Genomic DNA, 15,137 nt, shown 5'->3' on the forward strand with positions numbered 1-15,137 from the left:
TGCGGTCAGCGGTACGGAGGGTGGGCGGGCTACTTCGCCGCGCCGGCGGTGAGGCCGGCGACGATCCGGCGCTGGAAGATCAGCACCATGATCACGAGCGGGACGGTGACGAGGACCCCGGCAGCCATCTGGCTGCCGAACGGCGTCTCGAACTGGGTGGCCCCGGAGAACTTGGAGATCGCCACGGGTGCGGTCTGCATCTCCGCCTTGTTCGTCATCGACAGGGCGATCAGGAACTCGTTCCAGGACGCGATGAAGGTGATGATCGCGGTGGTGAAGATGCCGGGCGCGGCCAGCGGGATGATGACCTTGCGGAAGGCCTGGCCGCGGCTGCAGCCGTCGACCATGGCCGCATGTTCCAGCTCGTCGGGCATCTGCCGGAAGAACGCGGTGAGGTTCCACACCGCGAGCGGCAGGGTGAAGGACATGCCGGGCACGATCATCGCCTGGTAGCTGTTGATCCAGCCGAAGTCGACGAACATCTTCAGCAGCGGGACCACGATCGACACCACCGGGAACATCGAGGTGGCGATGATCAGGGTGAGCACCAGCCGCTTGAGCCGGAACTCCAGCCGCGCCATCGCATAAGCGGTGAAAGTGGCGAGGATCAGTGCCAGGACGGTGGTGATGCCCGCCACGACGACGCTGTTGAGCAGGGCGCGGGTGAAGGACTGGGAGGGGTCGAGGACCGCGAGGTAGTTCTCGAAGGAGATCCGGGTGGGGATCAGCGAGTTGTCGAAGATGTCCGACGTACGGCGGAAGCTGGAGACCAGCATCCAGTAGAACGGTGCGAGGCAGTAGGCGACGACCAGGGCGACTCCCGCGTACAGCAGCCACTTGCGCCAGTTCAGCGAGTTCGTCATGCCGCCACCTCCGTATGCCGGCGCAAGCGCCGCCGGCCTTGCTTGGGGGCCGCGTCGGCGTCCCCGACGACATTGGCGCCGAGCAGCCGGACGAAGGCCAGCGCTATCAGGAAGACATAGACGAAGAGGATCACCGCATAGGCCGCGGCGGGCCCGAACCGTACGTTCGCGGCCTGGTCCTGGGCGAGCATCGACAGCGTCTCCACGGAGGTCTTCTGCGCACCGATGAGGATGTACGGCAGGTCGAACATGCGCAGCGCGTCGAGCGTCCGGAAGAGCACGGCCACCAGCAGGGCGGGCTTCACCAGGGGCAGGGTGATGTGCCAGAACTGGCGGAACGCACTCGCCCCGTCGAGCTTGGCCGCCTCGTAGACCGCCTTGTCGATCACCTGGAGTCCGGCCAGCACGAGCAGCCCGATGAACGGCGCGGTCTTCCATACGTCGGCGATGATGACGGCGACCTTGGCGTGGAAGCCCTCGGTCGTCCACAGCACATGCTGGCCGGTGACGGCGTTGGCGATGCCGTCGCTGTTGAAGATCCACCGCCAGAGCAGACCGCTGACGGCGGTGGGTACCGCCCACGGCACCAGGATGCCGGCCCGGACCAGGGCCCGGCCCTGGAACGCGCGGTGCATGACCAGCGCCATCGCCACTCCGATGACCGCTTCCAGGGCGACCGTGGTGACGGTGAGGAAGGTGGTGTTCCAGAACGCGTTCCAGAACCGGGCGCTCGCCTCGCCGAAGATCGCGGTGTAGTTCTCGACTCCCACGAACGGATCGGTGTCCCGGACGAATCCGGTCTTCGGGTCGAGTCCGGGGGTGCCGAACAGCGAGTCCTTGAGGGCCACGATCGTCGGGTAGAGGACCACGATCGTCAGCACCAGCAGTGTCGGGGAAATCAGCAGGGCAGCGAGCCGTCCGGACCCGGAGGTGGCCTTGCGCCGTCGTCCCGGGGGTCTGGCCGGTACGGACAGCGGGGCCCGGGGCGCTGCCGTGGTGTGTGTGGTCGCCATGGCGTACTCCTCGTCTCCTCAGTCCGTCGCGGGCTGCTGCCGAAGGGTCCTCTGGAGGTCCTTCAGCGCCTGCGCGCTGCTCTTGGCGCCGGTCAGGGCGGCATAGCCCTCCCGCTGGACCGCCGCGGTGACATCGCCGTACTGGAACACCCGGGGCCGCGGCACGGCGCGCAGGACCGACTTCTTGAGGGTCGGGAGGTAGGGGTACTGCTTGATCAGCTTCGGGTCGTCGTAGAGCGCGTGGTAGGTCGGTGCACCCGGCGCGCGGGACAGCGTGAACCGCTGGATCTCCTGGCCGGCGAAGAACTTCATGAAGTCGATCGCGGTGGCCTTGTTCTCCGCCGAGGCCGACAGGGCCAGGTTGTGGCCGCCGAGGCTGGAGGTGCCGGGGCCGTCGAGGCCGGGCAGCGGCGCGGTGGTGAACTTGCCGGCGACCTTGCTGGAGCCGTCCTTCTTGGACGTCAGGGAGTACATGTACGGCCAGTTCCTCAGGAAGACGAGCTTCCCGGCCTGGAAGGCGCGGCGGCCGTCCTCCTCCTGGTAGGTGAGGGCGTCCTTGGGGATCGTGCCGTCCCGGAAGGAGTCGACCAGGAAGTCCAGGCCCTGCTTCGCCTGCGGGCTGTCCACGTGCGGTCGGCCCTTGGGGTCGGTGACGACGCCGCCGGCGGAGTTCACCGCCTCCGCGAAGTTGACCGTCAGGCCCTCGTACTTCTGGAACTGCCCGGCGTAACACGACACGCCCTTCGCCTCGGGCAGCCTCTTCACCTTGGCGCAGTCCGCCTTCAGCTGCGACCAGGTGACCGGCGGCTCGGCGATACCGGCCTTTTCGAGCAGATCGGTCCGGTAGTAGAGCATCCCGCCGTCCGAGCTCATCGGGACGGCGTACAGGCCACCGCGGTACTCGCCGGTCTCCACGATCGGTTTCAGCATCTGCCGCAGCGGAAAGCGACCCTCCGGCAACCGGTCGACCCATCGGTGCGCGGCGAACTCCGAGGTCCACACGGCGTCGAGGGACAGCACCGTATAGGCATCGGACTTCGTCTGCGCGTTCTGGATCATCTGCTGACGCTGGGCGTCGGGGTCCGTCGGCAGCTGGATGAAGGTGACCTTCTCCTTCGGGTGCAGCTTGTTCCAGCGGTCGAGCACGGACTGGATGACACCGCTGGCGTCCTTGCCGGCGGCGTAGGTGATGGGGCCGCGCCCGTCGAAGGAGGGCGTGCCGCCCGCCGCGGTGACGGCGCCGCTGCCGCCGCAGGCCGCGACGGACGCCAGCCCGGCGAGAGCCGCACCCGCGCTCAGCGCTCTTGTGGTCCTGGTCTTCACTCTGTCTCTCCTGGTCGAGCGGTACGGCTCGTCGCTCCGGGCCGAGCGGCACGAAGCGACGAGCCGGTCACCACGGCAGCGGGGAGCAGGCCGGGCGACATCGAGGGAAATATGACGGGAAGGCGAGAGAGGGACATGAAAACACGGCAGATGCGCCGTGACTGCGCTGCCGCCCTCATCAAGCATGATGAAATCGCAGGTCAAAGCGTCAGAGGTTCGCTCCGAACGATTTGCTTCGACCTCTCCGTGACAGCGCTTTCAAGCTAGGAGTCCACGTAGGGGAAGTCAATGCGTTACGTCGCGGTAATCCGCAGGCCATTCGCGTGCACCCTGCAGCTTTCACCAGGAACGACCCCATGAATCCCGCCTCCCACCGTAATGACAGCGCTGTCATCCATCGCCTAGCGTCTGTGCTCGCTGTGCTACCGTCCGCTCATGCCTCCAGCTCAACGGCACCCCACGATGGCCGACGTCGCCGAGCGGGCCGGGGTCTCCGCTTCCACCGTCTCGCGCACGCTGCGCGGCCTGTCCACGGTTTCGGCCGAAGTCCGTGCGCGCGTCGAACAGGCCGCCCGCGAGCTGAACTTCGCGGTCTCCCGGCAGGCCGCCAGCCTCGTCACCGGCAAGACCGGGGTGGTCGCGGTACTCACGCCGACGCTCAATTCCTGGTTCATCGGCTCGGTGGTATCCACCCTCGGGCCGCAACTGCGAGCGGCGGGCATGGACCTGCTCGTCTACATCACCCCGGACATGCCTGAGCGCGCCGACTTCTTCGAGCGGCTGCCGGCCCGCCGGAATGCCGACGCACTGCTGGTCTTCTCCTTCGACCTCACCGAGGAGGAGACCGCGCGGCTGGACGACCTCCAGATGCCGGTGATCTACGTCAGCCAGCACGCCGAGGGATGCCCGAGCGTGTATGTCGACGATGTGGAGGGCGCACGCCGCGGCACCCAGCATCTGCTCAATCTCGGGCACCGCCGTATCGCCTTCTTCCAGACGATCGGCGCCAGCGGTTTCGCCTTCAGCTCCAACGAACGGCTCATCGGCTACCAGCAGGCGCTCACCGAGGCGGGTGTCCCCCTGGACGACGAGCTCGTGGTCGCCGCCCCCGTCGCCGACAAGCGCAGCATCGCGGAAGCCATCGGTGAGCTGCTGAGCCTGCGGGACGCGCCCACGGCGATCTTCGCCGAGCAGGACGAGCTCGCCGCCTCCGTCATCCGGACGCTGCGCAAGTCCCGCATCGACGTACCGGAACGGATCTCCGTCCTCGGCTTCGACGACCATCCGATCGCCGAATGGGCCGACCTCACCACGATTGCCCAGTCCCCTGAGGACATCGGCCGCGCCGTCGGCGAACTGGCCCGGTCCCTCCTCGACGACCCGGACGCCGACCCGGGGCAGCACATCGTCCTGCCCACCCGGCTGATCCCCCGGGGCAGCACGGTCCCGCTGCCCGGCGGCGAAGAGACGGGCAGCGGGGCGGGAGAGCCGGGGGCCTGAACGCCCCGCCGATCCCGGCACCTTCACCACGCCGCACCGACGGCTCGGGCCTGCCCGGCGACGTCGCTCGCCTCGCCGGGCTGCGCCCGGACATGGCCGTCGGCGGAAGGTGAATGAGGTCGCACCGCTGATCGGTGCGATGCTGCGGTCCGAGATTCTGATCAAGGGGGCCGTGGTTCACGAGCGGCTGGTGGCCGAGCACGGCTTCACCGGCATCTGCCAGCGGGTGAAGCTCTCTATGCAGGAGGCCCGGCTGCGGATCGCGAAGGAGCTGGGCATCAGTCCGGGCGAGTTGGCCGGTCTGCACCGCAGGCTCGGGGGCGTGCCCGGAGCGCAGGCCCAAGCCGACATGGGCGACGAGGAGCAGATCCTCGCCCATGTCGGCATTCCGAAGGTCTACTCGTCCCACATGGCCTTGCCCTACTCGCCTGGTCCGTTCTGCTGCTTCACCACCAGCCAGGACCTGGCCACCTTCTTCGACTGCCACCGGCAGGCGTTCGCCCACTTCGGCGGGGTTCCGATGTCGATCGTCCACGACCGCACCAAGACCGTGGTCCGCCGCCACGTCGCGCCGGGCGGTCCTTCTCGTCCATCGAGGAACTGGACTCCGCTTCCAACGCCTGGGTGCCGTTGCGCCGGGCGAAGTCCCACGGCACGCATGGCGAGGTGATCGGCCACTGCGCAATCCAGTCTCGTTGAGACTGGCGAGACCAGGCACGAGATATCCGATCTGCCTGAGCCTGCAGCTTTACTCACCACGTCTCACTGAATCTGCTCCATGTGGTGCACCTTGGGGTGCCATTAACGAGCGTGTCACCAGCCCCAGACCGGGTGATGTGTCAGGTGTTCCCCCGGCCGTATGCAGGCGCTCTCCGCCCTGAGTTCGTGATGTGTCGGACACCCGGTGGATCCCCGGTTCCGGCCCCTGATCACCGGTACCGGATCCGGATGCGTTCAAGAGCACTTCCCCTGCCGCCGTCCGGACGTACAGCACCGACCGCCCTGCCCGCCGCCGCTCTACCACCCCCGCATCGAGCAGCACACGCAGATGCCCGCCCACCGAACCCAGCGCCCGCCCGGTCAAGGCGACCAGCTGGGTCGTGCTCATGGGCGTCCCGAGCAGCGTCAGTAACCCGGCCCGCGCGGTCCCGATGAGCGCCCCGAGCCCGGCCGGGACGGGGCGCCGGTCATGGTCCTCGGAGAGCACCCCGAGACACGGGTAGACGACTGCGTACCGCTCCCGTCCCTCCCACGAAACCCAACTGGTCCTTGGCGTGACCGGCATGAAGAGCAGCTGGGCCCCGGCGGCGAGTTCCCGCGGCGGATAGGCGTTGTGGTTGACCTGGAAGCGGCTCTCCCCGAGCCACCGCATCCCCGGCTTCAGCGAGTCGAGGACGGCCGCCCAGCCCCCCTGATTGACTCGTGCGGTCCGCGCGGCGATGTCGGCCTCCATGACGCGCCGCCGGCGCTCCCAGTCCGGCCGGACGGTCTCCTCCCAGACGTACGTCAGGAGCGCGGTCGCCCGCTCGGGCAGGTCGTCCCGCTCCAAGACGGAGGGGAGTGGTCCCTGCAGGGACACCCGGAGGTTGGCCCGTGCCTCCCCGGCATCGGCCGTCCGCACCCGGGCCGCGGTCTCCTCGAAGCTCTCTCCGACACAGGAGGTAGGGCAGAAGAAGTCGGCGATCCAGGAAGTGCCGATGGCCGCCTGCACGAGCGGCGCGGCAGCCGGGTCGGCCGCGAGGTGTGCACGGTAGCCAGGCAGATGCGCGCGCAACCAGGCATCCTCGCCCGGATGGGCCCCGGTCCCCGCGTACAGCAGTCTCAGGCCCGCGAAGGCCTCGGCGAACGGCGAGAGCACGAACCGGCTGCGGGCCAGGGTGTCGGTGTCGATCTGCCACAAGCCCATCCGGACAACCTTTCGCGTGTCGCCGAAACAGTACACACGCCCCCGGGACGCTCGGAGACTCCGGATCATGCGCAGCTATAGATCCCTGTTCCGCACGGCGGAGTTCACCCCGTTCCTGCTTTCCTTCGCCGCTTTCGCCGCGGCGCAGACGATCGGCGGACTGGCCCTCGCCACACTGGTCTTCCGGGCCACCGGCTCCCCGTTCCTGTCGGCGGTGAGTATGTTCGGACCGCAACTGGCACAGTTGCTGGGCGGCGCGTTCCTGCTCTCGGGCGCCGACCGATTGCCCCCGCGCGCAGTCCTGTCCGCCCTAGCCCTCTCCTTCGCGGCCGCCACGGCGGTCCTCGCGCTACCCGGTCTGCCGGTTTGGGCGGTCTTCGCCGTCGTGCTCCTACAGGGCCTGGTTGCGTCGCTGGGAGGCGGGGTGCGCGGGGGCCTGTTGAACGAGATCCTGACCAAGGACGGCTATGTCCTGGGCCGTTCGGTGTTCAACATGCTCTGGGGCCTGACGCAAATGGCGGGTTTCGCGACGGGCGGCGCGCTCCTTGCGTTCCTCTCCCCGCGGACTTGCCTGCTCCTCGCGGCGGCGCTGTACGTGCTATCCGCCCTCGTCACCCGCCTCGGGCTCACGGCCCGTCCACCGCGCTCCGCCGGCCGGCCGTCCCTCGCGGCGACCTGGCGCGCCAACGCCCTCCTGTGGTCCTCACGCCACCGCCGCCTGACGTACCTGGGCCTGTGGGTCCCCAACGGCCTCATCGTCGGCAGCGATTCGCTGTACGTCTCCTACGCCTCAGAAGCCGCCGGCATGCTCTACGCCTTCGGCGCGCTCGGGATGTTCGCGGGCGACTTGGCCGTGGGCCGTCTCGTACCGCCCGTCCTGCGTCCCCGCCTCGCGACGCCGCTGCGCCTGCTGCTGGCGGTGCCCTACCTGTTCTTCGTCCTGCAGCCGGGAGTGGCGCTGTCGGCCGTGGCAGTCACCCTCGCCTCCGTCGGCTTCGCCGCGAGCCTGGTCCTCCAGGAACGCCTGATGTCGCTCACCCCCGACGACCTCGCGGGCCAGGCCCTCGGGCTGCACGCCACCGGCATGGCCGCCTTCCAAGGCATCGGCGCCCTCCTCGCGGGCACACTGGCCCAACTGACCTCCCCGGCTTCGGCGATGACACTGATGGCGGCCACATCGGTCACAGCGACCCTGACTCTCGCGGCGCTGGGCAGGCACGAGGAACGACAGTCGGCCGTCCCCGGTACACGCCCCGGCTTCCTGTCGGAGCCAGCCGCCAAAGACTAGGCAGTGTCCTGGCGATCTCGGCCGTCAGCGGTCACGCTCCGACGAAGCTCACCATTTCCGTCATGTCCGCCCGCCCGGTACGCAGCCGTGGCACGCCTTCCTTCTCAAATCCCACTGAGATGCCGCAGAACAGCACGAGATCGTCACCGGCTCCGACGGTTCGGCTGACGGTCTTGCGGTACATGGTCCACATCACTTGAGGGCAGCTGTGCAGCCCTTCCGCCCTCAGCAGCAGCATGACCGTCTGCAAGTACATTCCTGCGTCACCCCACTGTCCGGGCCCCATCGTTCGGTCGAGGTAGCAGAACAAGACGACCGGCGCCCCGAACGCCCCCGAGTTCAAGGCAGCGATCTTCTGGGGCCGGTCGGGGTCGTCGCGCTCAATCCCCAGCGCTTCGTACCGCTGAGCTGCAGCAGCGGAGAAGCGGTCCAGATACGGCGAGGTCAGTTCGGCCGGGTACATCGGATACTCCCGCTCGTCACCCGGGTCTCCTGCCAATGCTCTGCCGGTCGTGTGCTTCTTCAGTTCGGCCAAGGGCTCGCCGGTCACGACATACAGATGCCACGGTTGGAGGTTCCCGCTCGACGGAGCCCGCGTCGCTGCGTTCAGCACTCGTTCGAGCACCTCCTTGGACACCGACTCATCGCTGAACGCCCGCACGGCCCGGCGACTGTCCACGGCCTCATACACGTCCACGCCTCGCGTCCTTTCAGTCAACCGGGCCCCACACCGTATTCAGCGGTCAGCATCGATCACCGCCGGGGGTTGGACGACATTCCGACGACCAGTCAGACGTTGGCTGACTATGGCGAGTAGGAGTGACCTGGCAGATGCCCAGTGGGAGCGGCAAGCGCCGCTTCTCGGGCGGAACTGATCGACCGTCTGGCGGAGGTGGTGCGGGAGGTGAGGCGCTCGGTCGCTCGCGCGGCGGGTTCACCACCAAGATTCACCTGGGTGCAGATGGCCGCTGCCGAGTGCTCTCGCTGGTCATCACGCCCGGGCAGGGAGCCGACTGTACCCAATGCGAGTCGGTCATGGACAAGATCCGTGTTCCGAGGCTGACCTGCGGCAGGCCACGCACAAGCCGGACCGCGTCAGCGCGGACAAGGGCTACAGCAACCGCCGAACACGCAGTTATCTGCGCAGACGCGGCATTCGGCACGGCACTCCGGAGAGGGCCGACCAGGCCACCAACCGCGTCAGACGCGGCAGTGCCGGCGGTCGGCCGCCCGGTTTCGACAAGGACCGCCACAAGAAGCGCAACACCGTCGAACGAGCGATCAACAAACTGAAGGCCTGCCGCGCGGTTGCGACCAGGTCCGACAAGCGCGGCTACGTCTACTCCGGCACCGTTTCCGCAGCCGCATTTAACATCTGGCTCCGCTCGTGATCGCCAGGACACTGCCTAGTGCACCGTGGCCCAGCTGCCCAAGCCGGCATCCCCTGCTCGCCCCACTGAGTCGTGGCTGCGTGAACAACCCTGCCCACCGCGTCGATTGGACTCCGGCAGAAACCACAACGCATGGAGGCCGCCCGCATCGGTTCGGGCGGCCTCCAGGGTGCTCCGCCCGCGTGTGCCCTTCAGTCGTCGCTGTGGGGGAGGCCGTCGTCCAGGACGATGCGGATCGTTTCGCCCTGGCCACGTACGCCGGCGAGCTCGATCGAGACACGGTTGTAGGCGGTCGTCGCCAGCGCCCAGTCGGCTTCCAGTGGTGTGGCGTCGTGGCGGGTATTCCACAGCTCGATCAGGAGGGCGATGAGCGCGCGCCCGGACAGCACGGTCTGAATGCGGCCTTCCTTGACGTCTTCGACGGCGGGCGGGGTGCGGAAGTGAGCGTGGCCGACCGCCAGGGCGGATAGCCACTCCCAGGTGTCACGGTGCGCGACAAGCTCGGCGGAGGCGACACCGGCTGCCTTCAGCAGCAGGACCCCGTGCACGACCTTCACGTCCTCTGGCTCGCTCGAGGGGGCATGTTGCGCCGCGGTGGACGGCTGCGCAGGAGGTTGAACGCCGTGGTAGGCGGCCTCGATCGCGTTCTTGAGGGCGAGGTTCTGGTTGTCGTCTCCGGGCTTGGGCTGCGGTTGCTGGTCGGTGCCTTCCATGCTCTCCCCCTGCTGGTTGATGTCGGGCTCGGTGTGTTGGACCGATGGTGTTTCGTCGGGTGCGGGCCCAGGATCGTGGCCGGCTGGTCTCCGTGAATCCTCGGCGGGCTGGGGGTGGGCCGTTTCCGGAAGGTCTTCCGGTGTGTCGCTTGGGGGGTGGGGCCCGGTGTGGGGTGCGGTGGCGGCGCGCAGGGTGTCAGCGAGGTCCAGAAGCTCCCGGAAGTCGGCCCGGGTTTCGTTGAGGTCGCTGATCATCCGGTCCTGGCGGCGGCGTAGTTCCCGGTTTTCCTCTCGCAGTCCGGTGACGCCCATCTGAATGGCTTCCTGGATTTTCAGGCGGCTCTGTGTGAGTTCCCCGTGCAGCGCGGGCAACCCGAGTGTCGGGTCATCGATACGTTTGAGCTGTTCACGTGTCTCCTGCAGCTCTGCCATCGCCTGATCGAATGCCTGTTTCCACCCCACGTGACTCCTTGATTACGCTGAGATGATAATCGCGTTCGTATCTCCCGATGGGAGCGTCATATGACGCGGTACTTTTCAGCCGATTGCGCGCCCGGAGTTCAACTCGGCAACGGCACCTGGGAGGAGGCACGCCCCGCGAGAGCCGAGACGGTGCAAGGGCGAGCGCCGCGCAGCCGGATGAGCCGTGGCGACGGGGCGCCTGGACCTCATCGTCAGGCGGCGAGACCATCTGGGACAGGGGCGCCGTCTCGTTCGGCGAACTGCCGGGGGAATGGTTGGCGCTGTCCCGCAAGATGCTGCGCCGGCGCGTCCCAGGGGGCATGCCGCTGCCCCGGGGATCCCCGGTGCCGCCACCTGCAGCGAGACGGCATACCGGTACGGCCGCTGTACGACTGGCAGCCGAAACCCGGCCCGAGGATGCTTGAGCGTGGGTACAGCGCGACAGAGCGGGAGCGGGTACGTGAGGGCACTGAGCGTGGGGCACACCGCCGTCGGACGCTGGTGTCTGCGCCACCTTCAGCTGCTGCCCGTCATCCTGCTGGTCGGAGGTGCGGTCCTCGACTACCGCACTTCTCCGCATGTCAGTGCGGAAGCCTTCTATGCGGCCGCGCCGATGACCGCCGCCGCGCTGCTGTCGCTGCGCGCGACGGTCCTGGCGGGCCTCGGTGCCTGCGCCGCCGACATCGCGTTGCTGACCCACTTCGGTCTTATAGGGGCCTCTGGGGGCCGGAGTGAGCTGGCGGCGGTAGCGACCGTCTCGGCCCTCGCCGTCGTCGTCAACCGTCTCATGTACTACAGCAATGTGCGGCTGGAGGCCGTCCGCCGCATCGCTCTGGCCGTGCAGCGGGCCGTGCTGCCACAGCTGCCGGCTTCGATCGGGTCCCTGCGGATCGCCGTCCGCTACCGGTCGGCCGTGAAGGACGCACAGATCGGTGGCGACCTGTACAGCGCACAGGACACCCCGTACGGCGTACGTTGCCTGATCGGCGATGTACGGGGCAAGGGCATGGATGCCGTCAAGGTGGTGGACGTGGCCATGGGGGCGTTCCGGGAGGCTGCCGAGGAGGAACCCACGCTCGTCGGGGTCGCCGCCAGGCTGGAGCGGGCGCTGCTGCGGGAGAGAGCGCGGCGGGCGGGGCCCGAGCGGACCGAGGGGTTCGTCACCGGCGTGCTCGTCGAGATCCCGCACTGCGGGGGTGAACTGCGGCTGGTCAACCGCGGTCACCCGGCGCCGTTGGTACTGCACGCCGGCAACGTCCGCAGCGCGGAACCGTCCGAGCCGGCCCTCCCGTTGGGGCTGGCGGAGCTGGGCACCGCCCGGGACCGGACCGACACCCTGCCCTTCCCCGCGGGAGCGACGCTCCTGCTGTACACCGATGGCCTGAGCGAGGCGCGCAACCGCGCGGGGGACTTCTACGACCCCGCGGCCGGGCTGGCCGGACGCGCCTTTCCCGGGCCGGACGGGCTGCTTGACGCCCTCCTCACCGAGGTGCGACGCCACTCCGGCGGCCGTATCACCGACGACATGGCGCTGCTCGCGGTCACCCGAGGCAGTGGCTGCACCGGCGAACGGGCTTAGGGCCTGTCCGATGAATCCTGTCCGAGGTGTGGCGCGCCCTCGTGTACTTGGACAACCGTCACCGCGCGCTCACACTCGATCTGGCCCAGATGCGACGCCACGGGCCCGCGGGAATGGATCACGGCATTCCGTGGCTGTCCTGCATGGATCACCATCGAGCCGGCGACTGCCGCCGCTCGGCTATACACAAGCAGTTTTGAAGGAGTGTCAGCACCATGTCCATTACACCGCCCGCCGCTGAGCGTGTACGCGTCTCCGCGGAGCCCGACTGGTACGAGTCGGCCGGCATATCGCTCGGTATCCGCGTCGGGAATCTGGTCTTCACCTCGGGCCAGGCCCCGATCGATGCCCAGGGGGCCACGGTCGGCGCCGGGGACTTCGAGGCGCAGGCCCGCCAGGCGCTCGCGAACCTATCGACGGTATTGACGAACGCGGGCTCCAGCCTCGCCGACGTGGTCAAGGCGACCGTGTTCGTCACCGACATTGCACGGCAGGGCATCTTCGCCAAGCTGCGCGCGGAACATTTCCCCAACGAGCCCCACCTTGCCGAGTCGTTCGTAGAGGTCTCCTCACTCGCCGACCCCGAGTGGATGATCGAGATTGAAGCCATCGGGCTCGTCCGGTGAAGTGAGGGGCTAAGAACTGTGCGGCGGACCATCAACGAACCCACAGCCGGATCGCGGCGAGGGTGATCGTTCCGTGAAAGACGTACGCTCTCTTGTCGTACCGGGTCGCCACGGCGCGCAAGCCCTTGAGAGCGTTGAGGGTCCGCTCGACTTCGTTCCTGCGGGCATACAGTGCCCGGTCGAAACCAGCGGGGCGACCGCCCCGGCTGCCGCGCCGTCGACGGTTGGCTCGCTGGTCCCCGGCGCTCGGGAATCGTGTGCCGGATTTGCCGTCGCCGCAGGTAGTGGCGGTTTCGGCGCGAGCTGTACGCCTTGTCGCCGCACATGTGATCCGGACGCGTCCGCGGGTGACCGCCGGCAGGACGCGGGACACGGATGCGGTCCAGCACCGGGATCAACTGCGGCGCGTCACCCCACTGTCCGGGCGTGACCAGGATGGCCAGCGGACGGCATCCGCCCTCGCTCGCCAGGTGAATCTTCGTCGTGAGACCGCCGCGTGAACGGCCGATCCCCTCGTGCGGACGATGCTCTGCAGGGCGAGCGCGTCGACCCGGTTTCAGGGCTGGGCGATGGAGAGCCCCGGCGGCATGCTGATGGGCACGGCACACCGTGGAATCCATACTCACCACACTCCAGTCGATCCTGCCGTCCGCGTCGGCGTTGCTCTGAACGGCCCGCAGGACTTTCTCCCATGTGCCGTCCGCCGACCAACGCCGGTGTCGATCATGAACGGTCTTCCACTCGCCGAACCGCGTGGGTAAGTCCCGCCACGGGATGCCGGTCCGCTGGCGGAAAAGGATGCCGTTGATGACGGTGCGGTGGTTCTTCCACCGTCCGCCCCGACCGACATTCCTCGGAAGGTGCGGCCGCAGCCGAGCCCACTCCGTATCTGATAGATCTCCCCGCCCCACACCAAGCGAACGATCTGCTCGCAAGCCCGTCACCTGACCCGTCGGACACTCCCTGGGCATGGTCGAGACTCGCGACACGCCTCCATTGAGGCGGATGATGAGGCATCAAGCGGGCGGAACGTATGAACGGGCCTGGCGTTGCGCCGACATGACGGACGGACGACGGATCAGTCGTGTGGACGGTTTTACCCATTACAGCTGTGCGGCTAGGGTGCCTCAAATGTTCCGCGCGGCCTTACCCCTCATACGTACTGTGGACCCGGCGCCCGAAGGGCAGCAGGGTCCCGCCCCACGCGTCGAGCCCAAGTCCGGCGGGAGAGATTCGTTCTTCGACAACGCGAAGTACCTGGCGGTCGTCCTCGTCGCCATGGGGCATACGTGGGAGCCGCTCACCCACGGCGGCCGGGCGGCCATGGCGCTCTACATGACCGTCTACACCTTCCACATACCGGCGTTCGTCCTCATCTCCGGCTATTTCTCCCGCGGATTCGACCTCAGCCCGGCCAAGCTCAAGCGGCTCATCACCAGTGTCGCCGTGCCGTACGTGGTGTTCGAGGTCCTCTACGCCTACTTCCAGCGCTGGGTGCACGACACCCCGAACGAGCCGATCAGCCTCACCAGCCCGTATTACCTGGACTGGTTCCTGGCAGCCCTCTTCATCTGGCGGCTGACCACCCCGATCTGGAAGCTCGTGCGTTGGCCCGTTCCACTGGCGCTGATCATCGCCGTGCTCGCAGCGGCCTCACCCCAGGTCGGCAACGACTTCGCCATGAGGCGGGTACTGCAGTTCCTGCCGTTCTTCGTCCTCGGACTGCACCTGAAGCCGGCCCACTTCGACCTGCTGCGGCAGCGCGCGATCCGCGTCGCGGCAGCGCCGGTGATGCTGGGCGCCGTTGTCTTCGCATACTGGGCGGCGCCGCGCATGAACGTCGCATGGCTCCGGCAGAACAACGCCGTACAGGACCTGGGCGTGCCGGCGTGGGTCTCCCCGGTCATGGAACTCGCGCTGTTCGGCTGCGCCATGGTGCTCACCGTATGCTTCCTGGCCCTGGTGCCACGGCGGCAGACGTGGTTCACGAAGCTGGGCGCGGGCACGCTGTACGGCTATCTGCTGCACGGTTTCGCGATCAAGATGGCACGCTGGTCCGGCTGGTACGACACTCTCCCCTGGGTGCGCACGCCGGTCGGCGAGGTCGTGGTGACGGTGCTGGCCGTCACGCTGATCACGCTGCTGTGCACGCGGCCGGTACGGCGGGTGTTCCGTTATGCGATGGAGCCGAAGCTGACCTGGGCGTTCCAGGGCGATGCGGTCGCGTTGGCACGGGAGCGTGAGGGCACGGCTGACACCGTGGCCTCACGCTCCCTTAGCGGTCAGACACGTAAGTCCGACGTCGAACTCGTGGACCAACAGACTGGACGGCCCGTCTGGTGATCCGACCTTGGGACAGTTTGCGCCGACCGGATGACCACCGGACGCAAGCCTCCCTTCCGTTCGCGACGTGGGGACGTTGTGATCCCATACCGCATCGCGAAGGGAGGGTGGACGTGCGCGGAATCGGCAC

General features: G+C 68.0%; 12 protein-coding genes and 2 pseudogenes. 7 read left to right on the top strand and 7 right to left on the bottom strand.

Annotated features, from left to right (window positions below; translation table 11 throughout):
• Nucleotides 1–29: 29 nt before the first annotated feature.
• Genes ACIRPT_RS37025 through ACIRPT_RS37035 form a run of 3 tightly spaced genes read right to left on the bottom strand, consistent with a single transcriptional unit; the run spans nt 30 to nt 3,199 of the window.
• Nucleotides 30–863: a carbohydrate ABC transporter permease gene (locus tag ACIRPT_RS37025; RefSeq protein WP_403835598.1), complete on the bottom strand. Its 834-nt coding sequence runs from the start codon at nt 861–863 to the stop codon at nt 30–32.
• On the bottom strand, nt 860–1,876 hold the full coding sequence (locus ACIRPT_RS37030) for a carbohydrate ABC transporter permease (RefSeq protein ID WP_403835600.1): 1,017 nt from the start codon (nt 1,874–1,876) through the stop codon (nt 860–862). Before ACIRPT_RS37030 ends, ACIRPT_RS37025 begins: the two co-directional genes overlap by 4 nt.
• Nucleotides 1,877–1,894: 18 nt before the next feature.
• Complete coding sequence (locus tag ACIRPT_RS37035) at nt 1,895–3,199, bottom strand: ABC transporter substrate-binding protein (protein WP_403835602.1); 1,305 nt, start codon at nt 3,197–3,199, stop codon at nt 1,895–1,897.
• 435 nt (nt 3,200–3,634) lie between these two features.
• Between ACIRPT_RS37035 and ACIRPT_RS37040 the strand changes: the two genes are divergently transcribed.
• On the top strand, nt 3,635–4,699 hold the full coding sequence (locus ACIRPT_RS37040) for a LacI family DNA-binding transcriptional regulator (RefSeq protein ID WP_403835605.1): 1,065 nt from the start codon (nt 3,635–3,637) through the stop codon (nt 4,697–4,699).
• A gap of 70 nt (nt 4,700–4,769) precedes the next feature.
• Nucleotides 4,770–5,389: pseudogene (locus tag ACIRPT_RS37045) on the top strand (IS21 family transposase); the annotation flags it as partial.
• A gap of 58 nt (nt 5,390–5,447) precedes the next feature.
• Here the strand turns inward: ACIRPT_RS37045 and ACIRPT_RS37050 are convergent.
• Nucleotides 5,448–6,605: an ArsR/SmtB family transcription factor gene (locus ACIRPT_RS37050; RefSeq protein WP_403835607.1), complete on the bottom strand. Its 1,158-nt coding sequence runs from the start codon at nt 6,603–6,605 to the stop codon at nt 5,448–5,450.
• 67 nt (nt 6,606–6,672) lie between these two features.
• Here ACIRPT_RS37050 and ACIRPT_RS37055 point away from each other — a divergent pair, with 67 nt between their 5' ends.
• Nucleotides 6,673–7,893, top strand: coding sequence for an MFS transporter (locus ACIRPT_RS37055; protein ID WP_403835609.1), 1,221 nt, complete (start codon nt 6,673–6,675; stop codon nt 7,891–7,893).
• Nucleotides 7,894–7,924: 31 nt separating this feature from the next.
• Here the strand turns inward: ACIRPT_RS37055 and ACIRPT_RS37060 are convergent, their stop codons facing one another.
• Entirely contained in the window at nt 7,925–8,590 is a 666-nt protein-coding gene (locus ACIRPT_RS37060; protein WP_403835611.1) for a nitroreductase, read from the bottom strand.
• Nucleotides 8,591–8,799: 209 nt separating this feature from the next.
• Here ACIRPT_RS37060 and ACIRPT_RS37065 point away from each other — a divergent pair.
• Nucleotides 8,800–9,284 (top strand): annotated as a pseudogene (locus tag ACIRPT_RS37065) (IS5 family transposase); the annotation flags it as partial.
• A 191-nt stretch (nt 9,285–9,475) separates the two neighbouring features.
• Here ACIRPT_RS37065 and ACIRPT_RS37070 read toward each other — a convergent pair.
• Nucleotides 9,476–10,429, bottom strand: coding sequence for a hypothetical protein (locus ACIRPT_RS37070; protein ID WP_403835613.1), 954 nt, complete (start codon nt 10,427–10,429; stop codon nt 9,476–9,478).
• 490 nt (nt 10,430–10,919) lie between these two features.
• On the opposite strand from ACIRPT_RS37070, the gene ACIRPT_RS37075 reads away from it, so the two are divergent.
• Entirely contained in the window at nt 10,920–12,038 is a 1,119-nt protein-coding gene (locus ACIRPT_RS37075) for a PP2C family protein-serine/threonine phosphatase (RefSeq protein ID WP_403835616.1), read from the top strand.
• 215 nt (nt 12,039–12,253) lie between these two features.
• Nucleotides 12,254–12,664: a RidA family protein gene (locus ACIRPT_RS37080; protein ID WP_403835619.1), complete on the top strand. Its 411-nt coding sequence runs from the start codon at nt 12,254–12,256 to the stop codon at nt 12,662–12,664.
• 31 nt (nt 12,665–12,695) lie between these two features.
• On the opposite strand, the gene ACIRPT_RS37085 is transcribed toward ACIRPT_RS37080, so the two are convergent.
• Nucleotides 12,696–13,575 (bottom strand): IS5 family transposase gene (locus ACIRPT_RS37085; protein WP_403835734.1). Its coding sequence is split into 2 segments (ribosomal slippage): nt 12,696–12,902 and nt 12,904–13,575, totalling 879 coding nucleotides; the frame shifts between segments, so codons are not numbered across the junction.
• Nucleotides 13,576–13,795: 220 nt separating this feature from the next.
• Here ACIRPT_RS37085 and ACIRPT_RS37090 point away from each other — a divergent pair.
• Nucleotides 13,796–15,007 (top strand): acyltransferase family protein, encoded by a 1,212-nt coding sequence (locus ACIRPT_RS37090; protein ID WP_403835621.1) that lies wholly within the window; start codon nt 13,796–13,798, stop codon nt 15,005–15,007.
• Nucleotides 15,008–15,137 lie beyond the last annotated feature (130 nt).

Source organism: Streptomyces sp. NPDC101227 (genome assembly GCF_044767545.1).
Taxonomy (GTDB): Bacteria; Actinomycetota; Actinomycetes; order Streptomycetales; family Streptomycetaceae; genus Streptomyces.